Origin of the sequence: Streptomyces sp. NPDC058662, from assembly GCF_042716255.1 — a bacterium.
Taxonomy (GTDB): Bacteria; Actinomycetota; Actinomycetes; order Streptomycetales; family Streptomycetaceae; genus Streptomyces.
In genome coordinates this window covers 1-18,168 of the sequence record NZ_JBHXRU010000074.1, presented here as the reverse complement: position 1 = coordinate 18,168, position 18,168 = coordinate 1, and the positions used below count along the sequence as shown (strand labels likewise).

Below are 18,168 nucleotides of genomic sequence, written 5' to 3'. Positions count from 1 at the left end.
GGTATTCCCCAGGACTCTCCGGATCAGTGCGCGCCGCGCAGTTCCTTCAGCAGCGCCACGTCCGCCGCATGCCCTTCCCTGCCGCCGGGCGTTTCGATGACCAGCGGTACGCCTTCCGTGGCGGGGTGCGTGAACAGCTCGGCGAAGGCCTCCCGGCCGATATGGCCCTGGCCGATGTTGGCGTGGCGGTCCTTGTGCGCGCCGACCCCCTCCTTGGAGTCGTTCGCGTGGATCAGCTTCAGCCGGCCCTCGCCGACCGTGTCGACCAGCAGGTCCAGCGTCACCTTCACCCCGCCCGGCTCCGCCAGGTCGTGTCCGGCCGCGAAGATGTGGCACGTGTCCAGGCAGATGCCGAGCTTGGGGTGGTGGTCGAGAGCCTCGAAGTACGGACCGAAGTCCCAGGTCCGCGAGCACAGCGAAGAGCCCTGACCGGCCGTGGACTCCAGCAGCAGGAACGGGTCGTCGTCGTGCACGAGCTCGTCCAGCAGAGGCAGCATGTGCTCCCTGACCTGCGCGTACGCCGCCTCACGGGGACGGCCCCCGGTCGCCGACCCGGTGTGGACGACGACCCCGAGCGCGCCGATCTCCCGGCCCCGGCGCAGCGAGTGGCGCAGGGACTCCACCGACCTCTCCACGGTCGCCCCGGTGTGCGAGCCGAAATTGATCAGGTAGGGCGCGTGGACGTAGGCGGGCACGGAGCGGTCCGCGCACCAGGCGCGGAAGAGCTCGTCCTGCGCCGGGTTCCCGGTCGGGGTGGCCCAGCCGCGCGGATTGGCGACGAAGACCTGGACGGCCTCCGCGCCCATCTCCCGCGCGTAGGCCGAACCGACCGAGGCGAGGCCGCCGGCGACCGGGACGTGCCCGCCCACGGGATTGCGTACGGCGGCCGCGGACCGCTCCGCCGGCCCCTCGCCTGCCGTTCCCCGCTCCCCGCGCTCCGGCCGCTCCCCGCGCTGGTCCCGCTGGTCGTCCTCGTGCTCCACGCGCTTCTACAGCCCCTTGGTCCTGATGGTGATCGTGCTGCCCTCGGCGGCGTTCTGGCCGCCGGCCACCGACTGGGCCTCCACGGTGTTGCTGAAGGAGAGGAACGGCCGGTCCACCCTCACCTTGAAGCCCGAGGTCTCCAGTGCCTTGCGGGCCGCGTCCACGTCCTGGCCGGTCACATCGGGGACGGGCAGCTGGCGGGGCCCCTTGGAGAGGGTCAGCGTGACGGTGTCCCCGGCGGCGGCCTGGGTGCCGGCGCCGACCGACTGGTTGGCGACCGTACCGGCCGGGGAGGGGGAGTTGACCTGATCGGCGGCCGTCGCCACCTTCAGGCCGAGGCCCACCAGCGCCGACCGGGCCTGCTCGAAGGAGGCTCCGGCCACGTTCGGGACCGGGATCGGGCGGCCCTTGCTGACGACGAGCGCCACGGCGCTGTCCGGCGCCCGCTTCTCACCGCCCACCGGGTCGGATCCGATCACCGAGCCCTGCGCGGTGTCCTGGCTGAAGGCCTGCGTGACCACGCCGGGAGCCAGGCCGGCCTTCGTGAGCTCCGCCTTGGCCTCCTCCAGCGGTCGGCCCTTGAGGTTGGGCACGGCCACGACCTCGGGACCCCGGGAGAGCGTGATCGTCACCGCGCCGTTGCCGCGGATCCGCTTGCCGCCCGCGGGATCGGTGTTCATCACCGTCCCGCGCTCGAAGGCGTCGCTGAACTTCCGCTCCACGCGCTTGACCCCGAGACCCGCGGCCGACAGCTGGGACCTGGCCTGCTCCTCGGTCTTGCCGAGCAGGTTGGGGACCTTGGTGAACTGGCCCGAGTTGATGTACCAGACACCCGTACCGAGCCCCAGGGCGAGCAGTACCCCGGCGATGACCAGCAGCGTTCCCCGCCGGGGGGTCCGCCCGCGGGTCGGCGGCGGCCGGTGTGCGGGCGGCGCCGGCGGCATCTCCAGCCGGGAGGTGTGCAGCACGGGCTGCTGCGGCGGGGCCACCGGGCGCGGGATCACGCCGGTGCGGTCCTCCGAGGCCGTCCGCTCCCCGGCGCTCGCCTGCGGCGGTACGGCGTCCAGCTCGGCGTCGCCGAGCCGGGCCCGGGCCTCGCGGGCCAGGCCGAGCAGGGCGGCGGCGTCGCCGGGACGCAGCTGCGGGTCGCGGGCGGTGGCGCCGCGTACCAGCGCGTCGAGTCCGGCCGCCAGGCCGGGGACGAGGGCCGACGGAGGCGGGACGTCCTCGTGGAGGTGCTGGTAGAGGACCTGGGCGGGACTGCCGCCGGTGTGGGGCTTGGAGCCGGTGAGCATCTCGTAGAGGACGACGCCGCAGGCGTAGACGTCCACGCGGGTGTCGGTGACGCCGTTCTCGATCTGCTCGGGTGCCAGGTAGGACACGGTGCCGAGGACCGAGCCGGTGGTCTGGGTGACCGAGCCCACCGAGCGGACCAGTCCGAAGTCGGCGACCTTGACGCGGCCGTCGTCGCCGATCAGGACGTTCTCGGGCTTCATGTCGCGGTGCACGAAACCGGCGCGGTGCGCGGCGCCGAGGGCGGCGAGGACCGGTTCGAGGATGTCCAGGGCGGCCCGCGGCCGGAGCGCGCCGCGCTGGCGCAGCACGTCGCGCAGGGTGCAGCCGGAGACGTACTCCATGGCCAGGTACGTGTACGGCCCGTCCGTGCCCTGGTCGAAGACGGCGACGACGTTGGGGTGGGCGAGGCGGGCCACGGACTTGGCCTCCCGGATGAACCGGTCGACGAAGGCGCCGTCGGTGGCGAGGGCCGGGTGCATCACCTTCAGCGCGAGGACGCGGTCGAGGCGGGTGTCGAGGGCCCGGTAGACCGTGGCCATGCCGCCGGCCGCGATGCGGGCGTCGATGCGGTAGCGGCCGTCGAGCACGCGCCCGACGAGGGGGTCTTCCAGGGTCGTATCCACCCGCCGATTCTACGAGGGCCCCGAGCCGGGCAGGCCGGGCCGGGGCCCCTTGCAGCGCACCTGTGACGTCCGCCCCGCCGGGGGTGGGCGGGATCCCCGGGTCAGAAGGCCGGGCGTTCCGGGTCCAGGGCGGCGCGGCCCTCCGCGGGGGACGAGGCTTCGGCGAACCGCCGCTGCGGGATCCGCCCCGCCCGCCGCGCCAGGCGGCCGGCCGACACGGCGTCCCGCATCGCCGCCGCCATCAGCATCGGCTCCTGCGCCCGCGTCACCGCCGAGGCCAGCAGTACCGCGGCGCACCCCAGCTCCATCGCCAGCGCCGCGTCGGACGCGGTGCCCGCCCCCGCGTCCATGATCACCGGCACCCCGGCCCGCTCCGTGATCAGCTCGAAGTTGTGCGGGTTGCGGATGCCCATGCCGGAGCCGATCGGCGACCCCAGCGGCATGATCGCCGCGCAGCCCACGTCCTCCAGCTTCCGCGCGAGCACCGGGTCGTCGTTCGTGTACGGGAGGACGGTGAAGCCCTCGTCCACCAGGGTCTCGGCCGCGTCGAGCAGCTCGACGCCGTCCGGCAGGAGGGTCCGCTCGTCCGCGACCACCTCCAGCTTGACCCAGTCGGTGCCGAGCGCCTCGCGCGCCAGCCGGGCCGTGAGGACGGCCTCGCCCGCGGTGAAGCAGCCCGCCGTGTTGGGCAGGACCGCGATGTCCAGCTTCGAGAGCACCGACAGCACGGAGCCCTGGACCGCGGGGTCCAGCCGGCGCATCGCCACCGTCGTCAGCTCGGTCCCGGACGCGGCCAGCGCGCGTTCCAGTACGTCCAGGCTCGGGGCGCCGCCCGTGCCCATGATCAGGCGGGAGGTGAAGGTGCGGTCGCCCAGGGTGAAGAGGTCGTCGGCCACGGCTCAGCCCCCCTGGACCGCGGTGAGGACCTCGACGCGGTCACCTTCGCCGACCGGCGTGGCCGGCCACTGCCCGCGCGGGACCACGGTCTCGTTGAGCGCGGCGGCGACACCCGACGGCGCCGCGGTCAGGGTGGCGACCACCGTGTCGAGGGTGGTGCCGGCCGCGACCTCGCGCGGCTCGCCGTTGACGGAGATGGTCATGCGTAGGACTCCTGACGTGCGGCGGAGAACCGGCGGGGGGTGAAGGGCCGTGCGATCTCCGGCAGTTCGCCGGTGGTCAGCAGCTCGGCCAGTACGTCGCCGGTGAGCGGGGTGAGCAGGACCCCGTTGCGGTAGTGCCCGGTGGCCAGGTGCAGGCCCGGCAGCTCGGTGGGGCCGAGCAGCGGGGCGTTGTCGGGGGAGCCCGGCCGCAGCCCGGCCCGGGTCTCGGTGAGGGGCAGTTCGGTGATGCCGGGGACCAGTTCGTGGGCGTCGCGCAGGAGTTCGTAGACCCCGCCCGCCGTGACCGTGGTGTCCCAGCCGAGCTCCTCGCTGGTGGCCCCCACAACGAGTTCGCCGTTCTCGCGCGGCACCAGGTAGACGTGGCTGCCGCGCACGACCGCCCGTACGGTCCGGGACAGGAACGGCGCGTACGCCGGCGGCACGGTGAGCCGCAGTACCTGGCCCTTGACCGGCCGTACGGGGGCGGCCGCCTCCGGAGGTACGCCCGCCAGCCGGCCGCTGAGCGAGCCCGCGGCCAGGACCACCTGGCCCGCGCGCACCTCCGTGCCGTCGTCGAGCAGGGCGCCCGCCGCGCGGTCGGCCGTGACGAGCAGCCGTTCCGCGCCGGACCGGTGGATCAGGACGCCGGACCGCTCGCAGGCGGCCAGCAGGGCGGCCGCGAGCCGGCGCGGGTCCACCTGGTGGTCGCCGTCGACGCGCAGGCCGCCGCGGACGCCCGGGGCGAGCATGGGCTCCAGGCGGCGGCACTCGCGGCCGGTGAGCCACTCGGACTCCAGGCCGCAGCGGCGCTGCAGGGCGTGCAGTTCGCGCAGGTGGAGCCGGTCGTCGGAGTCCAGGGCGACGGCGAGGGTGCCGCAGGCCCGGTAGCCGATGTCCGCGCCGCCGCTCGCCTCGGCGAGCTCGGCGGCGAATTCCGGGTAGCGGGCGGCGGAGGCGACGCCGAGCCCCAGCAGGGCCTCCTCGCCGTAGTGCAGTTCGGTGACGGGGGCGAGCATGCCGGCCGCGACCATGGCGGCGCCGCCGCCGGGGGCCGGGTCGGCGAGAACGGTGCGCAGCCCGTGCCGGGCCGCCCGCCACGCGGTGACGAGTCCGATGATCCCGCCCCCGATGACGAGGACGTCGGAGCCTGTCCTTCGGGATGAGTGCATGGGCGTCCAGCCCCTCCCTTCGCCGGCATGACCCGGATCAGGTTCGTACGGTCGGAGGCCGTCCAGCCTCCCTCTCAGCCCGGTGCGCCCGGACTCCCGCGATAGGTACGGAGCCAGACTAACCCCGGCGCGGACGGCCGGTAAGGCGGCACCTGTTCCTGACAGATCGTCAGGTGATTAGGCTGGCGGCGTGAGCGAGCAGACGGAACAGACTCAGCGCGGCGTCGTGATCGTCGGCGCCGGCATGGCCGGGGTGCAGACCGCGGTCGCCCTGCGCGAGCGGGGCTTCACCGGCCCCGTGACCCTCCTGGGCGCCGAACCCCACCAGCCCTACGACCGGCCCCCGCTGTCCAAGGCGGTGCTCCTCGGCAAGGCCGAGGACTCCGCCTTCGACGTGGACTTCGAGGACCTCGGCATCGGTCTCCGGCTCGGGACGGAGGTCACCGCACTGCGCGCCAAAGACCGCGAACTGGACACCGAGGCCGGCCCGGTCCCGTACGGGGTCCTCGTCCTGGCCACCGGCGCGCGGCCGCTGACCCTCCCCGGCACCGAGGGCGTCCCCGGCGTGCACCTGCTGCGCACCCTCGACGACGCCGCGCGGCTGCGGCCGGTCCTGGCGGCGGGGCCCAGGACGGTGGTCGTCGGAGCGGGCTGGATCGGCGCCGAGTTCGCCACCGCCGCCCGGGAGGCGGGCTGCGCGGTGACCGTCGTGGAGGCCGCGGACCGGGTGCTGGCCGGAGCCCTGCCCGCCGAGGTCGCCGCTCCCATGGCCCGCTGGTACGCGGAGGCGGGCGCCGAACTCCTCACCGGCGCGAAGGTCGCCGGGATCGAGGAGGGACAGGTCCTGCTCGCGGACGGACGCGCGCTGGAGGCCGGCGCCGTGGTGGTGGGCGTCGGCGCCCGCCCCGCCACCGACTGGCTCCGCGGGAGCGGCGTGGACCTGGGCGCGGACGGCTCGATCACCGCCGACGCCTGGCTGCGGACCTCCGTGCCCGGGGTGTACGCGGTCGGCGACTGCGCCTCCTTCCCCTCCGCGCGCTACGGGGCCCGGCTCCTCGTGCACCACTGGGACAACGCCCTCCAGGGCCCCAAGGCGGTCGCCGCGAACATCCTGGCGGGGGAGCCGGCGGCCGCCTACGACCCCGTGCCGTACTTCTGGTCGGAGCAGTTCGGGCGCTTCGTGCAGTACGCCGGGCACCACGCGGACGCCGACACCCTGCTGTGGCGCGGCGACCCGGCCGGGCCCGCCTGGTCGGTGTGCTGGCTGCGGGACGGGGCCCTGGTGGCGGTGCTGGCCGTGGGCCGCCCCCGGGACCTGGCCCAGGGCCGCAGGCTCATCGAGACGGCGGCCCCCCTCGACCCGGCCAGGGCGGCGGACCCCGCGACCCCGCTGAAATCGGCCGCCCTCTGACGGCCGGGCGGAGCCGAGGGGCGGCCGGCCGGGCCCGGGGGACGGCCGGGGATCCGGCCCCGCCCGGGCTCCGCGACCCGGACGGGGCCGCCCAGGTACCGGCGGCCGGGCCGAGATGGCAGGCTTGTGCCTGTGACCGAGATTGACGCAAAGATCGATTCCCTCGTCCCCGACTGGCTGTACCTCCCCGACATCGCGGAGATGCTCCACATCGAGGTGACCCGGGTCCGCCAGATGGTCAAGGAAGGGCAGCTGATCGCCGTACGCCGGGGCGAGAACCGCTCCCTGCAGGTACCGGCCCCCTTCATCGACGGCGACAAGGTCGTCAAGGGCCTGGTCGGTCTGCTGACCGTGCTGCGCGACGACGGCTTCTCCGACGAGGAGATCCTGGAGTGGCTCTTCACCGCGGACCCGACCCTGCCCGGCACGCCCGCCGAGGCGCTGAGCGAGAATCGCGGCACGGAGGTGAAGCGCCGCGCTCAGGCGCTCGCCCTGTGACCTGATCCGCAATCCGCTCCACCGCGGTGCGCGGGCCGCACCGGCCCGTGCACCGCTCCATCACGGGGGGTACACCCATGCTGCTGTCCGACGCCCGGCTCTACCTCTGCACGGACGCCCGCAAGCGGCAGGGTGACCTTCCGGAGTTCCTCGACGCCGTCCTGTCCGGCGGCGTGGACATCGTCCAGCTCCGCGACAAGGGGATGGAGGCCGGCGAGGAGCTCGAACACCTCCAGGTGTTCGCCGAGGCCGCCCGCCGGCACGGCAAGCTGCTGGCCGTGAACGACCGCGCCGACGTCGCCCACGCCATCGGCTCCGACGTGCTGCACCTGGGTCAGGGCGACCTCCCCGTCCCCGCCGCCCGCGCCGTCCTCGGCGAGCGGGTGATCGTGGGCCGCTCCTGCCACGCGGAGGCCGAGGTCGACGCCGCCGCCGCCGAGCCCGGGGTGGACTACTTCTGCACCGGCCCCTGCTGGCCCACCCCCACCAAGCCCGGCCGCTTCGCACCCGGCCTCGGGCTCGTCCGGTACGCGGCCTCCCTGGCGCAGGACCGGCCCTGGTTCGCCATCGGCGGCATCGACCGCACGAATCTGGACGAGGTGCTCGACGCCGGCGCCACACGCGTGGTCGTCGTACGCGCGCTCACCGAGGCGGCCGACCCCGGGGCCGCCGCGGCCGAGATGGCCGAGCGCGTCCGCACCCGGCTCGCCCTGGCCTGACCGGTGTCCAAAAACATGTCCAAAAGGCGGACACCGCTTCGGTGTCCGCCGAGCCGCGTCTAACCTGCCCGTATGGCCTTTGGTACCGCTTCCACCTGGTCGGACCGCGCGCACACGGTCCGAGACCTCCTCGCGTCCGGCCGCTCGTACTCCTTCGAGTTCTGGGCACCGAAGACGGAGAAGGGCGAGCGCAACCTCTGGAACGCGCTGCGCCGGGTCGAGGCGGTGGCCCCCAGCTTCGTGTCCGTGACCTACGGGGCCGGTGGCTCCACCCGCGGCGGCACCGTCCGCGCGACCCAGCAGATCGCCGCCGACACCACCCTGACCCCCGTCGCGCACCTCACCGCCGTCGACCACTCGATCGCCGAGCTGCGCAACGTCATCGGGCAGTTCGCCGACGCCGGCATCCGCAACATGCTCGTCGTGCGCGGAGACCCGCCGGGCGACCCCATGGGCGAGTGGGTGGCCCACCCCGAGGGCGTGCACTACGCCGCCGACCTGGTCCGCCTGGTCAAGGAGTCCGGCGACTACTGCGTCGGCGTCGCCGCCTTCCCCGAGATGCACCCCCGCTCCACGGACTGGGACACGGACATCCGGCACTTCGTGGACAAGTGCCGTGCGGGTGCCGACTACGCGATCACCCAGATGTTCTTCGATCCGGAGAATTATCTGCGCCTGCGCGACAGCGTCGAGAAGGCGGGCTGCGAGACCCCGATCATCCCCGAGGTCATGCCTGTTGTGGCCGTCAGGCAGCTCGACCGGCTGCCCCAACTCAGCAACGCGCTCTTCCCCGCGGACGTGAAAGAGCGCATGCTCGCCGTCAAGGACGATCCCGCCGCTGTACGCTCCATTGGCATCGAGTTCGCCACGGAGTTCTGCGCGCGGCTGCTGTCCGAGGGTGTCCCGGGGCTGCACTTCATCACGCTGAACAATTCCACGGCGACTCTCGAAATCTACGAGAACCTGGGCCTGCACCAACGGGCCTGACGGCCGCACCCCGTTCCCGTGCGTGCGGCCGTACCGAGAGGGGCCATGCGTGGGAATGACGGTCCTCTACATCGCGTTCGGCTTCGTCGCGCTGTGGCTGCTTGCCGAGGTCCTGATGCAGTACAAGGCCCGGCTGCGCTGGCGCCTGCTCGCGTTCACCGGATTCCTCGGCGTGGTCGGCGGGGTGCTGCTGCCGTCGGTGCCGGTCATCGGCGTCGGCGCCGCCGCGTTCGCCGTGGGCCAGACCCTGGTGACGCTCTCATTCCGCAAGGGATTCGTGGCCGGCTGGGCGCTGCGCCGGGGCGGGGAGCCCGTGCGCAAGTCCGGACGCCGCCGCTCCGGAAGCAGTGCCCGCCCGGAGGCCGCGCTGCGCGTGACCGCGCTGGAGTACGGCCCCGAGGAGCCCGGCGAGAGCCCGGCGGAGACCGGGGGACGGGACGCCGGGCGGCGCCGCCGGGCCGCGGAGGCCGAGGACGTCTACCGCCCGGAGCCGGTGCCCGAGGACACCGGCTCCTACGGGATACAGAGCTTCGCGCCCGGCCCCCAGGCCGACGCCACGGCCGCCTTCGCCTCGCCGTTCACCACGGCCGAGCAGGACGCGCACCAGTACGCCGCCTCCTACGACCCGCAGGGCCAGGGCGGCTACGACTACTCCACCGGCTACCCGACGGGCGACCAGCAGGTCTACGCCGCCTACTCGGACCCGTACATCGGCACCGTCGGCGGAGTCCCGCCGCAGCAGACCTACGACTACACGCCCTACACCGACTACGGGCAGCAGTACTCCACGGACACTCCGCCCGGCGGCGTCTGGGTGCCGCAGCAGCGCGACGTCGCCCAGCCGTACCCGGCGGAGGAGCAGCTCGACCCGCAGCAGCAGCCCTATCCATACCCGTACCCGGGCCCCAACGGCTACCCGGGCGAGAACCCGTCGGGCGAGTACGGGCAGTACCGCTACTGAGCCCGCACGGACGGCGGGCCGCCGCGGTCACCGCGAGCCGCGAAAGCCCGCGCCCTCCACGATCAGTCCGGCCACCAGGGCGCCGGTCATCCCCGCGTGCGCCAGCCCGCCGCCGGGGTGCGCCCAGCCGCCCGCCAGGTAGAGCCCCGGCAGGGCCGTGGCGTTGGCCGGGTACAGCAGCCGACCGCCGGCCCCGGCGAGGGCCGGCGGGGGCACCGAGCCGCCCACCGCGCCGGTCGCGGACTCCACGTCGGCCGGCGTGCGCACCTCGTACCACCGCAGCCGCCCGCGCAGCCCGGGCACGGCCCGCTCGGCCAGACCGAGCAGCTCCTGCGGGTCGGGGATCGCGGCGGCGCCCGCCGGACCGCACACGGCGCTCACGGTGACCGCCTCGTCCTCGGCCCCCGGCCGCGTGGCGGGGTCGTCGGGGCGCAGGACGGTGACGACCCGGCCGGGGGAGTGGACCAGGGTGCGGTGGACGGTCCCGGCCGGCCGGGACCCGCGCAGCGCCAGCAGGAGCGTGAGCCGGCTGGGCACCCCCGCACCGCGGGCCGGAGCGCTGTCCGCGGGCCGCGGCAGGGAACCGTCCGGCAGCAGTCTCGGGTCGATCCCGCAGACGACGGAGTCGGCGGCCGCCTCGGTGCCGTCGGCCAGCAGCAGCCCGGCCGCCCGCCCGTCGGCCGTCAGGACCTCCCGGACCTCCGCCCCGAAGACGAACTCCACCTTCCGCTCCCGGCAGCGCTCGTACACGGCCGTGGCCAGGGCCCGGATCCCGCCGCGCACGTACCAACTGCCGAACGTCTGCTCCATGTACGGCAGGACGGCCGCCGAGGCGGGGGCGGTGGCGGGGTCGATCCCGTACGCGCCCACCAGGCCCGTCAGCAGCTCGCCGAGCCCGCCGCCCAGCTCCCGGGAGGCCACCTCGGCCAGGGTCGGCGGCCGGCGGCGCAGCAGACCGCTCCGGCGCAGCGCGGGATACGGGTCGGTGCCGAGCGCCCCGCGCCCGGCGGCGGGCAGCGGCTCCTCCAGCAGGGGCCGGCGGGTGGCGTCCCAGGCGTCCCGGGCGCGGCCGAGCACACCGTTCCAGCGCTCGCCGGAACCAGGGCCGAAGGCCTCGTCGAGGGCGGCGGCGACGCCGCCGCGGGAGGCGCCCGGGAGGCGGACGTCGACCCCGTGGGCGGGCAGGACATGCCGGACCGCCGGGTCCACCTGGACCGTCTCGACGCAGTCCTCCAGGGAGTGCTTGCCGGTCTTCACGAACAGGTCGCGGTAGACGGCCGGCAGGTGCAGCAGCCCGGGACCGGTGTCGAAGGCGAAGCCCTCGCGCTCGTACCGGCCGACGGACCCGCCGTAGGTGGACCCGCGCTCGTACACCGTCACCCGGTGGCCCGCCACGGCCAACCGGGCCGCCGTCGCCATCGCGCCCATCCCGGCGCCGATCACCGCAATTCGTGCCATGCGCTGAGCCTATCGAGCGGCCCTGGCCCGGCTCAGCGGGGTGGGGCCCCCGTCGCCGCGCGGGCCTCGGCGGCGAGCCGCTTCTCCTCGCGGCGCTGGGCGCGGCGGCGCAGGAAGCGGCGGATCCGGGTCCAGAGGAAGACGACCATGGCCAGTCCCGCGGCCAGCAGGACGGCCGCGATGGCCGCGGCGGCCTCCGGGTTGAACATCGCGAAGGTGAGGAGGCCGGCCACGCCGAGGTCCTCGGCGATGCTCATGCCGATGTTGGTGAAGGGCTCGGGCGAGGTGTTGATCGCCATCCGGGTGCCGGCCTTGACGAAATGGCTGGCCAGCGCGGTGGACCCGCCGACCACGCCGGCGGCGATGTCGGAGAGCGAGCCGCTCTGCCCGGCCAGCAGCGCGCCGACCACGGCGCCCGAGACGGGGCGGATCACGGTGTGCGCCGCGTCCCAGACCGAGTCCACGTAGGGAATCTTGTCGGCGACGGCCTCACACAGGAAGAGCACGCCCGCGACGATCATGACGTCGGTGCGTTGCAGCGAAGCGGGGACCTCGTCGGTCAGGCCGGTCGCGCCGAAGATGCCGAGCAGGAGGATGACGGCGTACGCGTTGATCCCACTGGCCCAGCCGCTGGTGAAGACCAGGGGGAGCACACTCACCTGATCATCATGCCGCAGAACCGGTACATCCGGCAGCTGCCTGCCGGGATCCGCCGTGCCCGCGGCGAAGAGGCCGGGGCGGAACAGCGAGGGGACGGCCGCCCGCGGCCGTCCCCTCGTTCACGTCAGACGGGGCCTACTGCCCCTGGTCGTCACGGCGGCGCTGCCACCGGTCCTCGATGCGGTTCATCATCGACCGACGCTGCCGGTTGTGGCTGCGGGTCGAACCACCGGTACTGCCGGAGACGGGCTGCTCGCCAGGCTTGGGTGCTTTGCGCCAACCGGTGACCACGAGGACCGTACAGCCCAGCATGACGAGGAATCCCACCACGCTGACCCAGAGTACGTTCGGAACGATCACGCCGGTCATGAGGAGCGCAATACCCACCAGAATGCCTACGACTGCCTGGTAGACCCGTCGCCGGGTGTACGTGCGCAGTCCGCTGCCCTCAAGCGCTGTCGCGAACTTGGGATCTTCGGCGTACAGCGCTCGCTCCATCTGCTCGAGCATGCGCTGCTCGTGCTCCGAGAGCGGCACGGGAGTCCTCCTCATCCGTCGGTCGCGGGGGTAGCGACCAGGGGTCCCCTTCAGGATAGGCGGGGAATCGCCCCCGTGATACCCGCCCTCTAAGCACGTTGCGAAAAACGCACGGGCTGCCCAACGCGCAGCCCGCACCAACCACTGCCCGAACCGTACCGCCGCGGAAGCGGTCACTGAGGCGGTTATTCCCCGGTGGTCCCTCCCGCATGCCGGTCACTGCACCCGATCATACGGGGCGTACGGCCGGATCGGCGGGTGTGCGGCCGAGCGCATCGGGCCGGGACCGCAGTTCAGGCCCGCTTCTCGCCCAGCACGTGCAGCTGCGTGGCGACCGCGTGGAAGGCGGGCAGCTCGGCGGCGGCCTCCTCCAGACGCAGCAGTGCCTCCACGGCGCCCGGCTCCGTGTCCACCAGTACGCCGGGCACCAGGTCGGCGAAGATCCGCACGCCGTGCACCGCGCCGACCGCCAGGCCGGCTCCGCCGACCAGGTCGCAGAGCTGTCCGGCGGTGAAGCGGCGCGGTACCGGGTCACCCGACCCCCACCGCCCGGCCGGGTCGGTGAGGGCGGTCCGGGCCTCGGTGAAGTGCCCGGCCAGCGCGCGGGCGAGCACGGCGCCGCCGAGGCCCGCCCCGAGCAGGCTGAGCGTGCCGCCGGGGCGCAGCGCCGCCACCGCGTTGGCCACGCCCTCGGCCGGGTCGTCCACGTACTCCAGCACGCCGTGGCACAGCACGACGTCGTACGCCTCCCGCTCGACGACGTCGAGCAGGCCCTGGGCGTCGCCCTGGACACCGCGCACCAGGTCGGCCACCCCGGCCTCGGCCACCCGGCGCTCCAGTCCGAACAGCGCGTTCGGGCTGGGGTCCACCACGGTGACGCGGTGGCCCAGACGGGCGACCGGCACCGCGAACTTGCCGGTGCCGCCACCGGTGTCGAGCACGTCCAGGACATCCCGCCCGGTCGCCTTCACCCGGCGGTCGAGGGCCTCCTCAAGGACCTCCCACACCACGGCGGTGCGGAGGGAGGCACGGGGGCGGGAAGTGTCCGACACGGCTGATGGCTCCTCGGCGCGGTAAGGGCGGGCGGTCCGCGGGTGGGCGTACCGTGCCCCACCCTATTGCCTCCCGTCGCCGGGCAGCTCACCCCGCGTCCGGACGCTCCGGGGGCTCGGGACGCGGCTGCGGCAGGGGCTGCGGGAGCGGCCGGACGTCGAGCATCCGCTCCACCAGGCGCAGGAACATCGAGGCGGCCCGCACCAGGTCGTCCGCGTCGCGAGGGCTCGCCGCGCCCGCTATCCCCGCCTCCGCCCGGGCCCGGCGCGCGGCGCCGGAGGCGAACAGCGCACTCCACTCCGTCAGCTCCGGCGCTATCTCCGGCAGCACCTCCCAGGCGCTGCGGATCCGGGGCCGCCGCCGGGGGCCGACCGGCTCCGGCCGGCCGCGCGCGGCGAGCACCGCGGCGGCGGTGCGCAGCGCGGCGAGATGCGCGGTGGCGTACCGCTCGTTGGCCCGGGTGAGCCGCGCGGCCTCGGCCAGACCGGCGCGGGCCTTGCCGAGCAGGTCCACGGCGGCCGGTGGGGCCGACGACTTGCGCAGGACGGGGTGGACAGGGGACGGGGACGGTGTGGCCATGACGAACCTCCTGTCGATGCGTTCACCCATCGTGCCGGGCCCCACTGACAATCGTCCTGACCTGGGACTTCTCGGTCGCGATCGGGACAACTGCCCCCCACCGCGCGCCTGGTGCCGACAAGGATGCTAGTTTTTGAACTGACCGGTCAGTTCAAAAGAAGGGGGACGGTGTGGACAGCCCGCACGGCGCGGCCGTCAAAGCCGAGGACTTCGGACTCAAGGGGCCGCGCGGCTGGGTGTTCCGCGGCGTCGCCGTGGACGCGGCGCCCGGCTCCCTCATCGCGGTGGAGGGCCCGTCCGGCAGCGGCCGGACCTGCCTGCTCCTGGCCCTCACCGGACGGATGAAGGCCACCGAGGGGCACGCCGAGATCGGCCCCCACCGGCTGCCCCGCAGGATGACGGCGGTCCGGCGGACGGCGGCCATCGGTCCGGTCTCCGGGGTCAACGAACTCGACCAGGCCCTCACCGTCGCCGAGCAGCTGCGCGAGGGAGCCCTGCTCCAGCGCCGTTACGGCGCCCCGCTCCGCGCACTGCTGCGCCCCCGCGCCGAACGGCGCGCCAGTGCCTCGGCCCGGATCGACGCCGCCCTGGCCGCCGCCGGGCTGGACCCGGCCGCGCTGCCCAAGGGCGCCCGCACCTCCGTACGGGACCTGGAACGGCTGGAGGCCGTACGGCTGTCGGTGGCCATCGCGCTGCTGGGCTCGCCCACGCTGCTCGCCCTCGACGACCTGGACCTCAAACTCTCGGCCGCCGAACGGGCCGAGGCGTGGGACCTGCTCCGCTCGATCGCCGCCCGGGGCATCACCGTCCTCGCGGTGTGCAGCGAGGCACCCGACGACGCGACGGTGCTGCGCACGGTCGCGGCGGACGGCCCCGCGGCCGGCCCGACCGAGGCCGACCCCGCCGCCGCCGAGAAGGCCGACGCCACCACTGACGCCACCGACGACGCCGCCACCGCCGACAAGACCGACGCCGACGAGACCGACGCCGACACGACCGACACCACCACCGACGCCGACACGGACGACACGAAGGGGGCGGACGATGCGCTCGCCGAAGCTGGCCGCGCTTGAGCTGAAGCGGTTCGGGCGGGGGAAGCTGCCCCGGGCCGCCCTCGTCGCGCTGCTCCTGCTGCCACTGCTCTACGGAGCCCTGTACCTGTGGTCCTTCTGGGACCCGTACAGCCGGCTCGACCGGGTGCCCGTCGCCCTCGTCAACGCCGACCGCGGCGCCACCGTCGACGGCGAGCGCATCGACGCCGGCGGGGAGATCACCCGCAAGCTGCACGACAGCAAGACCTTCGAGTGGCACGAGGTGAGCGCGGAGAAGGCGGCCAAGGGGCTGGAGGAGGGCGCGTACTACCTCACCCTGACCATGCCCGCGGACTTCAGCGAGAAGATCGCCTCCAGCTCCGGCGAGGACCCGGCGACCGGGGCCCTCCAGGTCCGCACCAACGACGCCAACAACTACATCGTCGGCTCGATCTCCCGGACCGTCTTCGCCGAGGTCCGCTCCGCGGCCTCCGCCAACGCCTCCCGCGGCTTCCTCGACAAGATCTTCGTCAACTTCTCCGACCTGCACGACAAGACCGCCGAGGCCGCGGACGGTGCCGACCGCCTCAAGCAGGGCGCCGACAAGGCCCAGCAGGGCGCCAAGGACCTCGCCGACGGCCTGGACACGGCCAAGGAGAAGACCGGCGAGCTCACCGGCGGGCTGCAGAAGCTCGACACGGCGGCCGGCAAGCTCAAGACGGGTACGCGCGACATCGCCGACGGCACCCAGCAGCTCGCCGACAAGGTCAACGGCGCCGCCGACAAGGCGCGCCCCTTCCTCAAGGACCCCAAGCAGCTCGCCGCCTCCGCGGAACTGGTCGCCGACACCGCGAAGACCGTCAACAAGCACTTCGACACGATCGCGGAGAAGGCCCCGGCCGCCGCCACCGCCACCAAGCGGGCCGCCACCGGCGCGGACGCCTACTACACGCGGCACTGCGTCACCCCCGGCGCCGAGCCGTACCTGGCCTCCTGCCCCGACCTGAAGCGCGTCAAGGACGACGCGGCCGAGGCCGCCGAGCTCACCGGCGACGTCAGCACCCTGGTCAAGGGCGCGAACGGAGACCTCTCCACGCTCAAGAAGCAGCTGGGCGACCTGGAGAAGCAGGCCCGCGACGTCGTCGACCGGGCCCCCGCGCTCACCGCCGACCTCGACGCCGCCGTGACCAAGGTCAACGCCCTCAACACCGGCGCCCACCAGGTCGCCACCGGCATGGCCCAGCTCCACAAGGGCCTCGGCTCCGCCTCCAGCGGCTCCGCCGGGATCAACGCGGGCGTCGGCAAGCTCGGCGACGGCGCGCACCGCCTCGACGGCGGCATGTACAAGCTCGTCGACGGCAGCGGCGAGCTCGCCGGCGGCCTGCACGAGGGCGCGGGCAAGATCCCGGACTACGACGAGGGGCAGCGCGACTCCCGTACCGAGGTCATGGCCGACCCGGTGCGCCTCGCCAACCAGTCCCTGCACAAGGCCCCCAACTACGGCACCGGCTTCGCCCCGTACTTCATCCCGCTCTCCCTGTGGGTCGGCGCGATGGTCGCCTACATGCTGATCGCCCCGATGAACCGGCGGGCCCTGGCCGCCGGCGCCTCGCCCTGGCGGATCGCCGTCGCGGGCTGGCTGCCGGTGGCGGCCCTCGGCGCCGCGCAGGTGGGCCTGCTGATGGCAGTACTGCACTGGGGCCTCGGCCTGGAGATGGCCCGCCCGGCGCTCACCGTCGGCTTCCTGGTGCTGGTCACCGGCTGCTTCGCGGCGATCGTCCAGTGGCTCAACGCCAAGTTCGGCGCCGCCGGGCGGATCCTGGTCCTCGCCGTGCTGATGCTCCAGCTGACCTCGGCCGGCGGTACGTACCCCGTCCAGACCAGCCCCGGCTTCTTCAACGCCGTCCACCCCTACCTGCCGATGTCCTACGTCGTGGAGAGCCTGCGCCGCCTCATCACCGGCGGCGACCTCGCCCCGGTCTGGCAGGGCGGCGCCGTCCTGCTGGCCTTCACCGCGGGCGCCCTCGCCCTCACCGCGCTCGCCGCCCGCGGCAAGCAGGTGTGGACGATGGACCGGCTGCACCCGGAACTGAGCCTGTAGAGCCGGCCTCCCCAAAGACTGTGAGAATCAGCGCCATGGAACGCAGCAGCACCGGTACCGGCGGCGCCCGACGTCAGGCGACCCGCCAGAAGCTCTACGAGGCGGCCGTCACCCTCATCGCGGAGAAGGGCTTCTCCGCGACCACGGTCGACGAGATCGCGGAGCGGGCGGGCGTCGCCAAGGGCACCGTCTACTACAACTTCGCGAGCAAGAACGACCTCTTCGAGGAGCTGCTGCGGCACGGCGTGGGGCTGCTGACGGTCTCCCTGCGGGCCTCGGCGGAGGCTACGGAGGCACGCGGCGGGAGCCGGGTCGAGGCGCTCGACGCGATGATCCGGGCGGGGCTCGTGTTCATCGACAAGTACCCGGCCTTCACCCAGCTGTACGTCGCCGAGCTGTGGCGGACCAACCGGGCGTGGCAGTCCACGCTGATGGTCGTCCGGCAGGAGGCGGTGGCCGTCGTGGAGAAGGTGCTGCGCGAGGGGGTCGAGCGCGGCGAGCTCAGCGCGGAGATCGACGTCCCGCTCACCGCGGCCGCGATGGTCGGGATGGTGCTCGTGGCCGCCCTGGACTGGCAGTCCTTCCAGAGCGAGCGGTCCCTCGACGACGTGCACTCCGCGCTGTCGCTGCTGCTGCGGGGCCGGGTCAGCGGAAACCGCTGAATGCCCCGGTCGGCGGTGCCGGTCGGGGCCGGCGGCCCGTACAACTGGTGGGGCCGCCGCCCCGGCTGAGTATCCGTACCTAGAGGCTCAGATGAGTAGGTGCGCGGATGGCTCCCACCTGCGCGGACGCCAGAATGGGAGCGACGGACGGGAGACCCGGTCCGCACCGCGGACACGGGGCCGCGGAGCGGACCGGGTGTCTCCCGCCGCTGCCGGGCGGGGGAACGGGGGACCCGGCGACCACACGCCGGTTCGGGGGACCCGGTGACGCATGACGCCGGTTCGGGGGACCCGGTGACGCATGACGCCGGTTCGGGGGACCCGGTGACGCATGACGCC

General features: G+C 74.1%; 18 protein-coding genes and 1 riboswitch. Of the genes, 8 read left to right on the top strand and 10 right to left on the bottom strand.

Annotated features, from left to right (window positions below; all coding sequences use genetic code 11):
* Window positions 1-23 precede the first annotated feature (23 nt).
* The 5 genes from ACFWUQ_RS23010 to thiO form a co-directional block, all read right to left on the bottom strand.
* Complete coding sequence (locus tag ACFWUQ_RS23010; RefSeq protein ID WP_384541055.1) at window positions 24-869, bottom strand: deoxyribonuclease IV; 846 nt, start codon at window positions 867-869, stop codon at window positions 24-26.
* Window positions 870-989: 120 nt separating this feature from the next.
* A complete protein-coding gene (pknB, locus tag ACFWUQ_RS23005) occupies window positions 990-2,903 on the bottom strand; it encodes a Stk1 family PASTA domain-containing Ser/Thr kinase (protein WP_384541025.1) in 1,914 nt (637 codons plus the stop codon).
* A gap of 101 nt (window positions 2,904-3,004) precedes the next feature.
* Window positions 3,005-3,799 (bottom strand): thiazole synthase, encoded by a 795-nt coding sequence (locus ACFWUQ_RS23000; protein ID WP_384541022.1) that lies wholly within the window; start codon window positions 3,797-3,799, stop codon window positions 3,005-3,007.
* Window positions 3,800-3,802: 3 nt separating this feature from the next.
* On the bottom strand, window positions 3,803-4,003 hold the full coding sequence (gene thiS, locus ACFWUQ_RS22995; protein ID WP_384541019.1) for a sulfur carrier protein ThiS: 201 nt from the start codon (window positions 4,001-4,003) through the stop codon (window positions 3,803-3,805).
* Window positions 4,000-5,172: a glycine oxidase ThiO gene (gene thiO / locus ACFWUQ_RS22990; protein ID WP_384541016.1), complete on the bottom strand. Its 1,173-nt coding sequence runs from the start codon at window positions 5,170-5,172 to the stop codon at window positions 4,000-4,002. The genes thiS and thiO overlap by 4 nt, the downstream gene beginning before the upstream one ends.
* Window positions 5,170-5,282, bottom strand: a riboswitch (TPP riboswitch). It overlaps the preceding gene by 3 nt.
* A gap of 80 nt (window positions 5,283-5,362) precedes the next feature.
* Here thiO and ACFWUQ_RS22985 point away from each other — a divergent pair.
* The 5 genes from ACFWUQ_RS22985 (at window position 5,363) to ACFWUQ_RS22965 (ending at window position 9,748) form a co-directional block, all read left to right on the top strand.
* Window positions 5,363-6,583 (top strand): NAD(P)/FAD-dependent oxidoreductase, encoded by a 1,221-nt coding sequence (locus ACFWUQ_RS22985; RefSeq protein ID WP_384541013.1) that lies wholly within the window; start codon window positions 5,363-5,365, stop codon window positions 6,581-6,583.
* 132 nt (window positions 6,584-6,715) lie between these two features.
* A complete protein-coding gene (locus ACFWUQ_RS22980; protein WP_384541011.1) occupies window positions 6,716-7,081 on the top strand; it encodes an Rv2175c family DNA-binding protein in 366 nt (121 codons plus the stop codon).
* Window positions 7,082-7,158: 77 nt separating this feature from the next.
* Window positions 7,159-7,800, top strand: coding sequence for a thiamine phosphate synthase (thiE, locus tag ACFWUQ_RS22975; RefSeq protein WP_384541008.1), 642 nt, complete (start codon window positions 7,159-7,161; stop codon window positions 7,798-7,800).
* A 72-nt stretch (window positions 7,801-7,872) separates the two neighbouring features.
* The gene (metF, locus tag ACFWUQ_RS22970) at window positions 7,873-8,787 is read left to right on the top strand and encodes a methylenetetrahydrofolate reductase [NAD(P)H] (RefSeq protein WP_384541006.1); all 915 of its coding nucleotides are present in this window, start codon (window positions 7,873-7,875) and stop codon (window positions 8,785-8,787) included.
* 49 nt (window positions 8,788-8,836) lie between these two features.
* Window positions 8,837-9,748, top strand: a complete 912-nt coding sequence (locus ACFWUQ_RS22965) for a hypothetical protein (protein ID WP_384541003.1) — start codon at window positions 8,837-8,839, stop codon at window positions 9,746-9,748.
* Window positions 9,749-9,775: 27 nt separating this feature from the next.
* Here the strand turns inward: ACFWUQ_RS22965 and ACFWUQ_RS22960 are convergent, their stop codons facing one another.
* From ACFWUQ_RS22960 to ACFWUQ_RS22940, 5 genes are all read right to left on the bottom strand, one after another.
* Window positions 9,776-11,206: a phytoene desaturase family protein gene (locus ACFWUQ_RS22960; protein WP_384541000.1), complete on the bottom strand. Its 1,431-nt coding sequence runs from the start codon at window positions 11,204-11,206 to the stop codon at window positions 9,776-9,778.
* A 32-nt stretch (window positions 11,207-11,238) separates the two neighbouring features.
* Entirely contained in the window at window positions 11,239-11,865 is a 627-nt protein-coding gene (locus tag ACFWUQ_RS22955) for a DUF4126 domain-containing protein (protein WP_384540997.1), read from the bottom strand.
* Between the two features lie 136 nt (window positions 11,866-12,001).
* The gene (locus ACFWUQ_RS22950) at window positions 12,002-12,403 is read right to left on the bottom strand and encodes a DUF3040 domain-containing protein (RefSeq protein WP_384540994.1); all 402 of its coding nucleotides are present in this window, start codon (window positions 12,401-12,403) and stop codon (window positions 12,002-12,004) included.
* 293 nt (window positions 12,404-12,696) lie between these two features.
* Window positions 12,697-13,455, bottom strand: coding sequence for a class I SAM-dependent methyltransferase (locus tag ACFWUQ_RS22945; RefSeq protein WP_384540991.1), 759 nt, complete (start codon window positions 13,453-13,455; stop codon window positions 12,697-12,699).
* 88 nt (window positions 13,456-13,543) lie between these two features.
* Window positions 13,544-14,035 (bottom strand): SAV_6107 family HEPN domain-containing protein, encoded by a 492-nt coding sequence (locus ACFWUQ_RS22940; protein WP_384540988.1) that lies wholly within the window; start codon window positions 14,033-14,035, stop codon window positions 13,544-13,546.
* A 170-nt stretch (window positions 14,036-14,205) separates the two neighbouring features.
* Between ACFWUQ_RS22940 and ACFWUQ_RS22935 the strand changes: the two genes are divergently transcribed.
* Genes ACFWUQ_RS22935 through ACFWUQ_RS22925 form a run of 3 tightly spaced genes read left to right on the top strand, consistent with a single transcriptional unit; the run spans window position 14,206 to window position 17,829 of the window.
* Complete coding sequence (locus ACFWUQ_RS22935) at window positions 14,206-15,108, top strand: ATP-binding cassette domain-containing protein (RefSeq protein ID WP_384540985.1); 903 nt, start codon at window positions 14,206-14,208, stop codon at window positions 15,106-15,108.
* A complete protein-coding gene (locus ACFWUQ_RS22930; protein ID WP_384540982.1) occupies window positions 15,080-17,167 on the top strand; it encodes a YhgE/Pip family protein in 2,088 nt (695 codons plus the stop codon). Before ACFWUQ_RS22935 ends, ACFWUQ_RS22930 begins: the two co-directional genes overlap by 29 nt.
* A 35-nt stretch (window positions 17,168-17,202) precedes the next feature.
* Window positions 17,203-17,829: a TetR/AcrR family transcriptional regulator gene (locus tag ACFWUQ_RS22925; protein WP_384540979.1), complete on the top strand. Its 627-nt coding sequence runs from the start codon at window positions 17,203-17,205 to the stop codon at window positions 17,827-17,829.
* Window positions 17,830-18,168 lie beyond the last annotated feature (339 nt).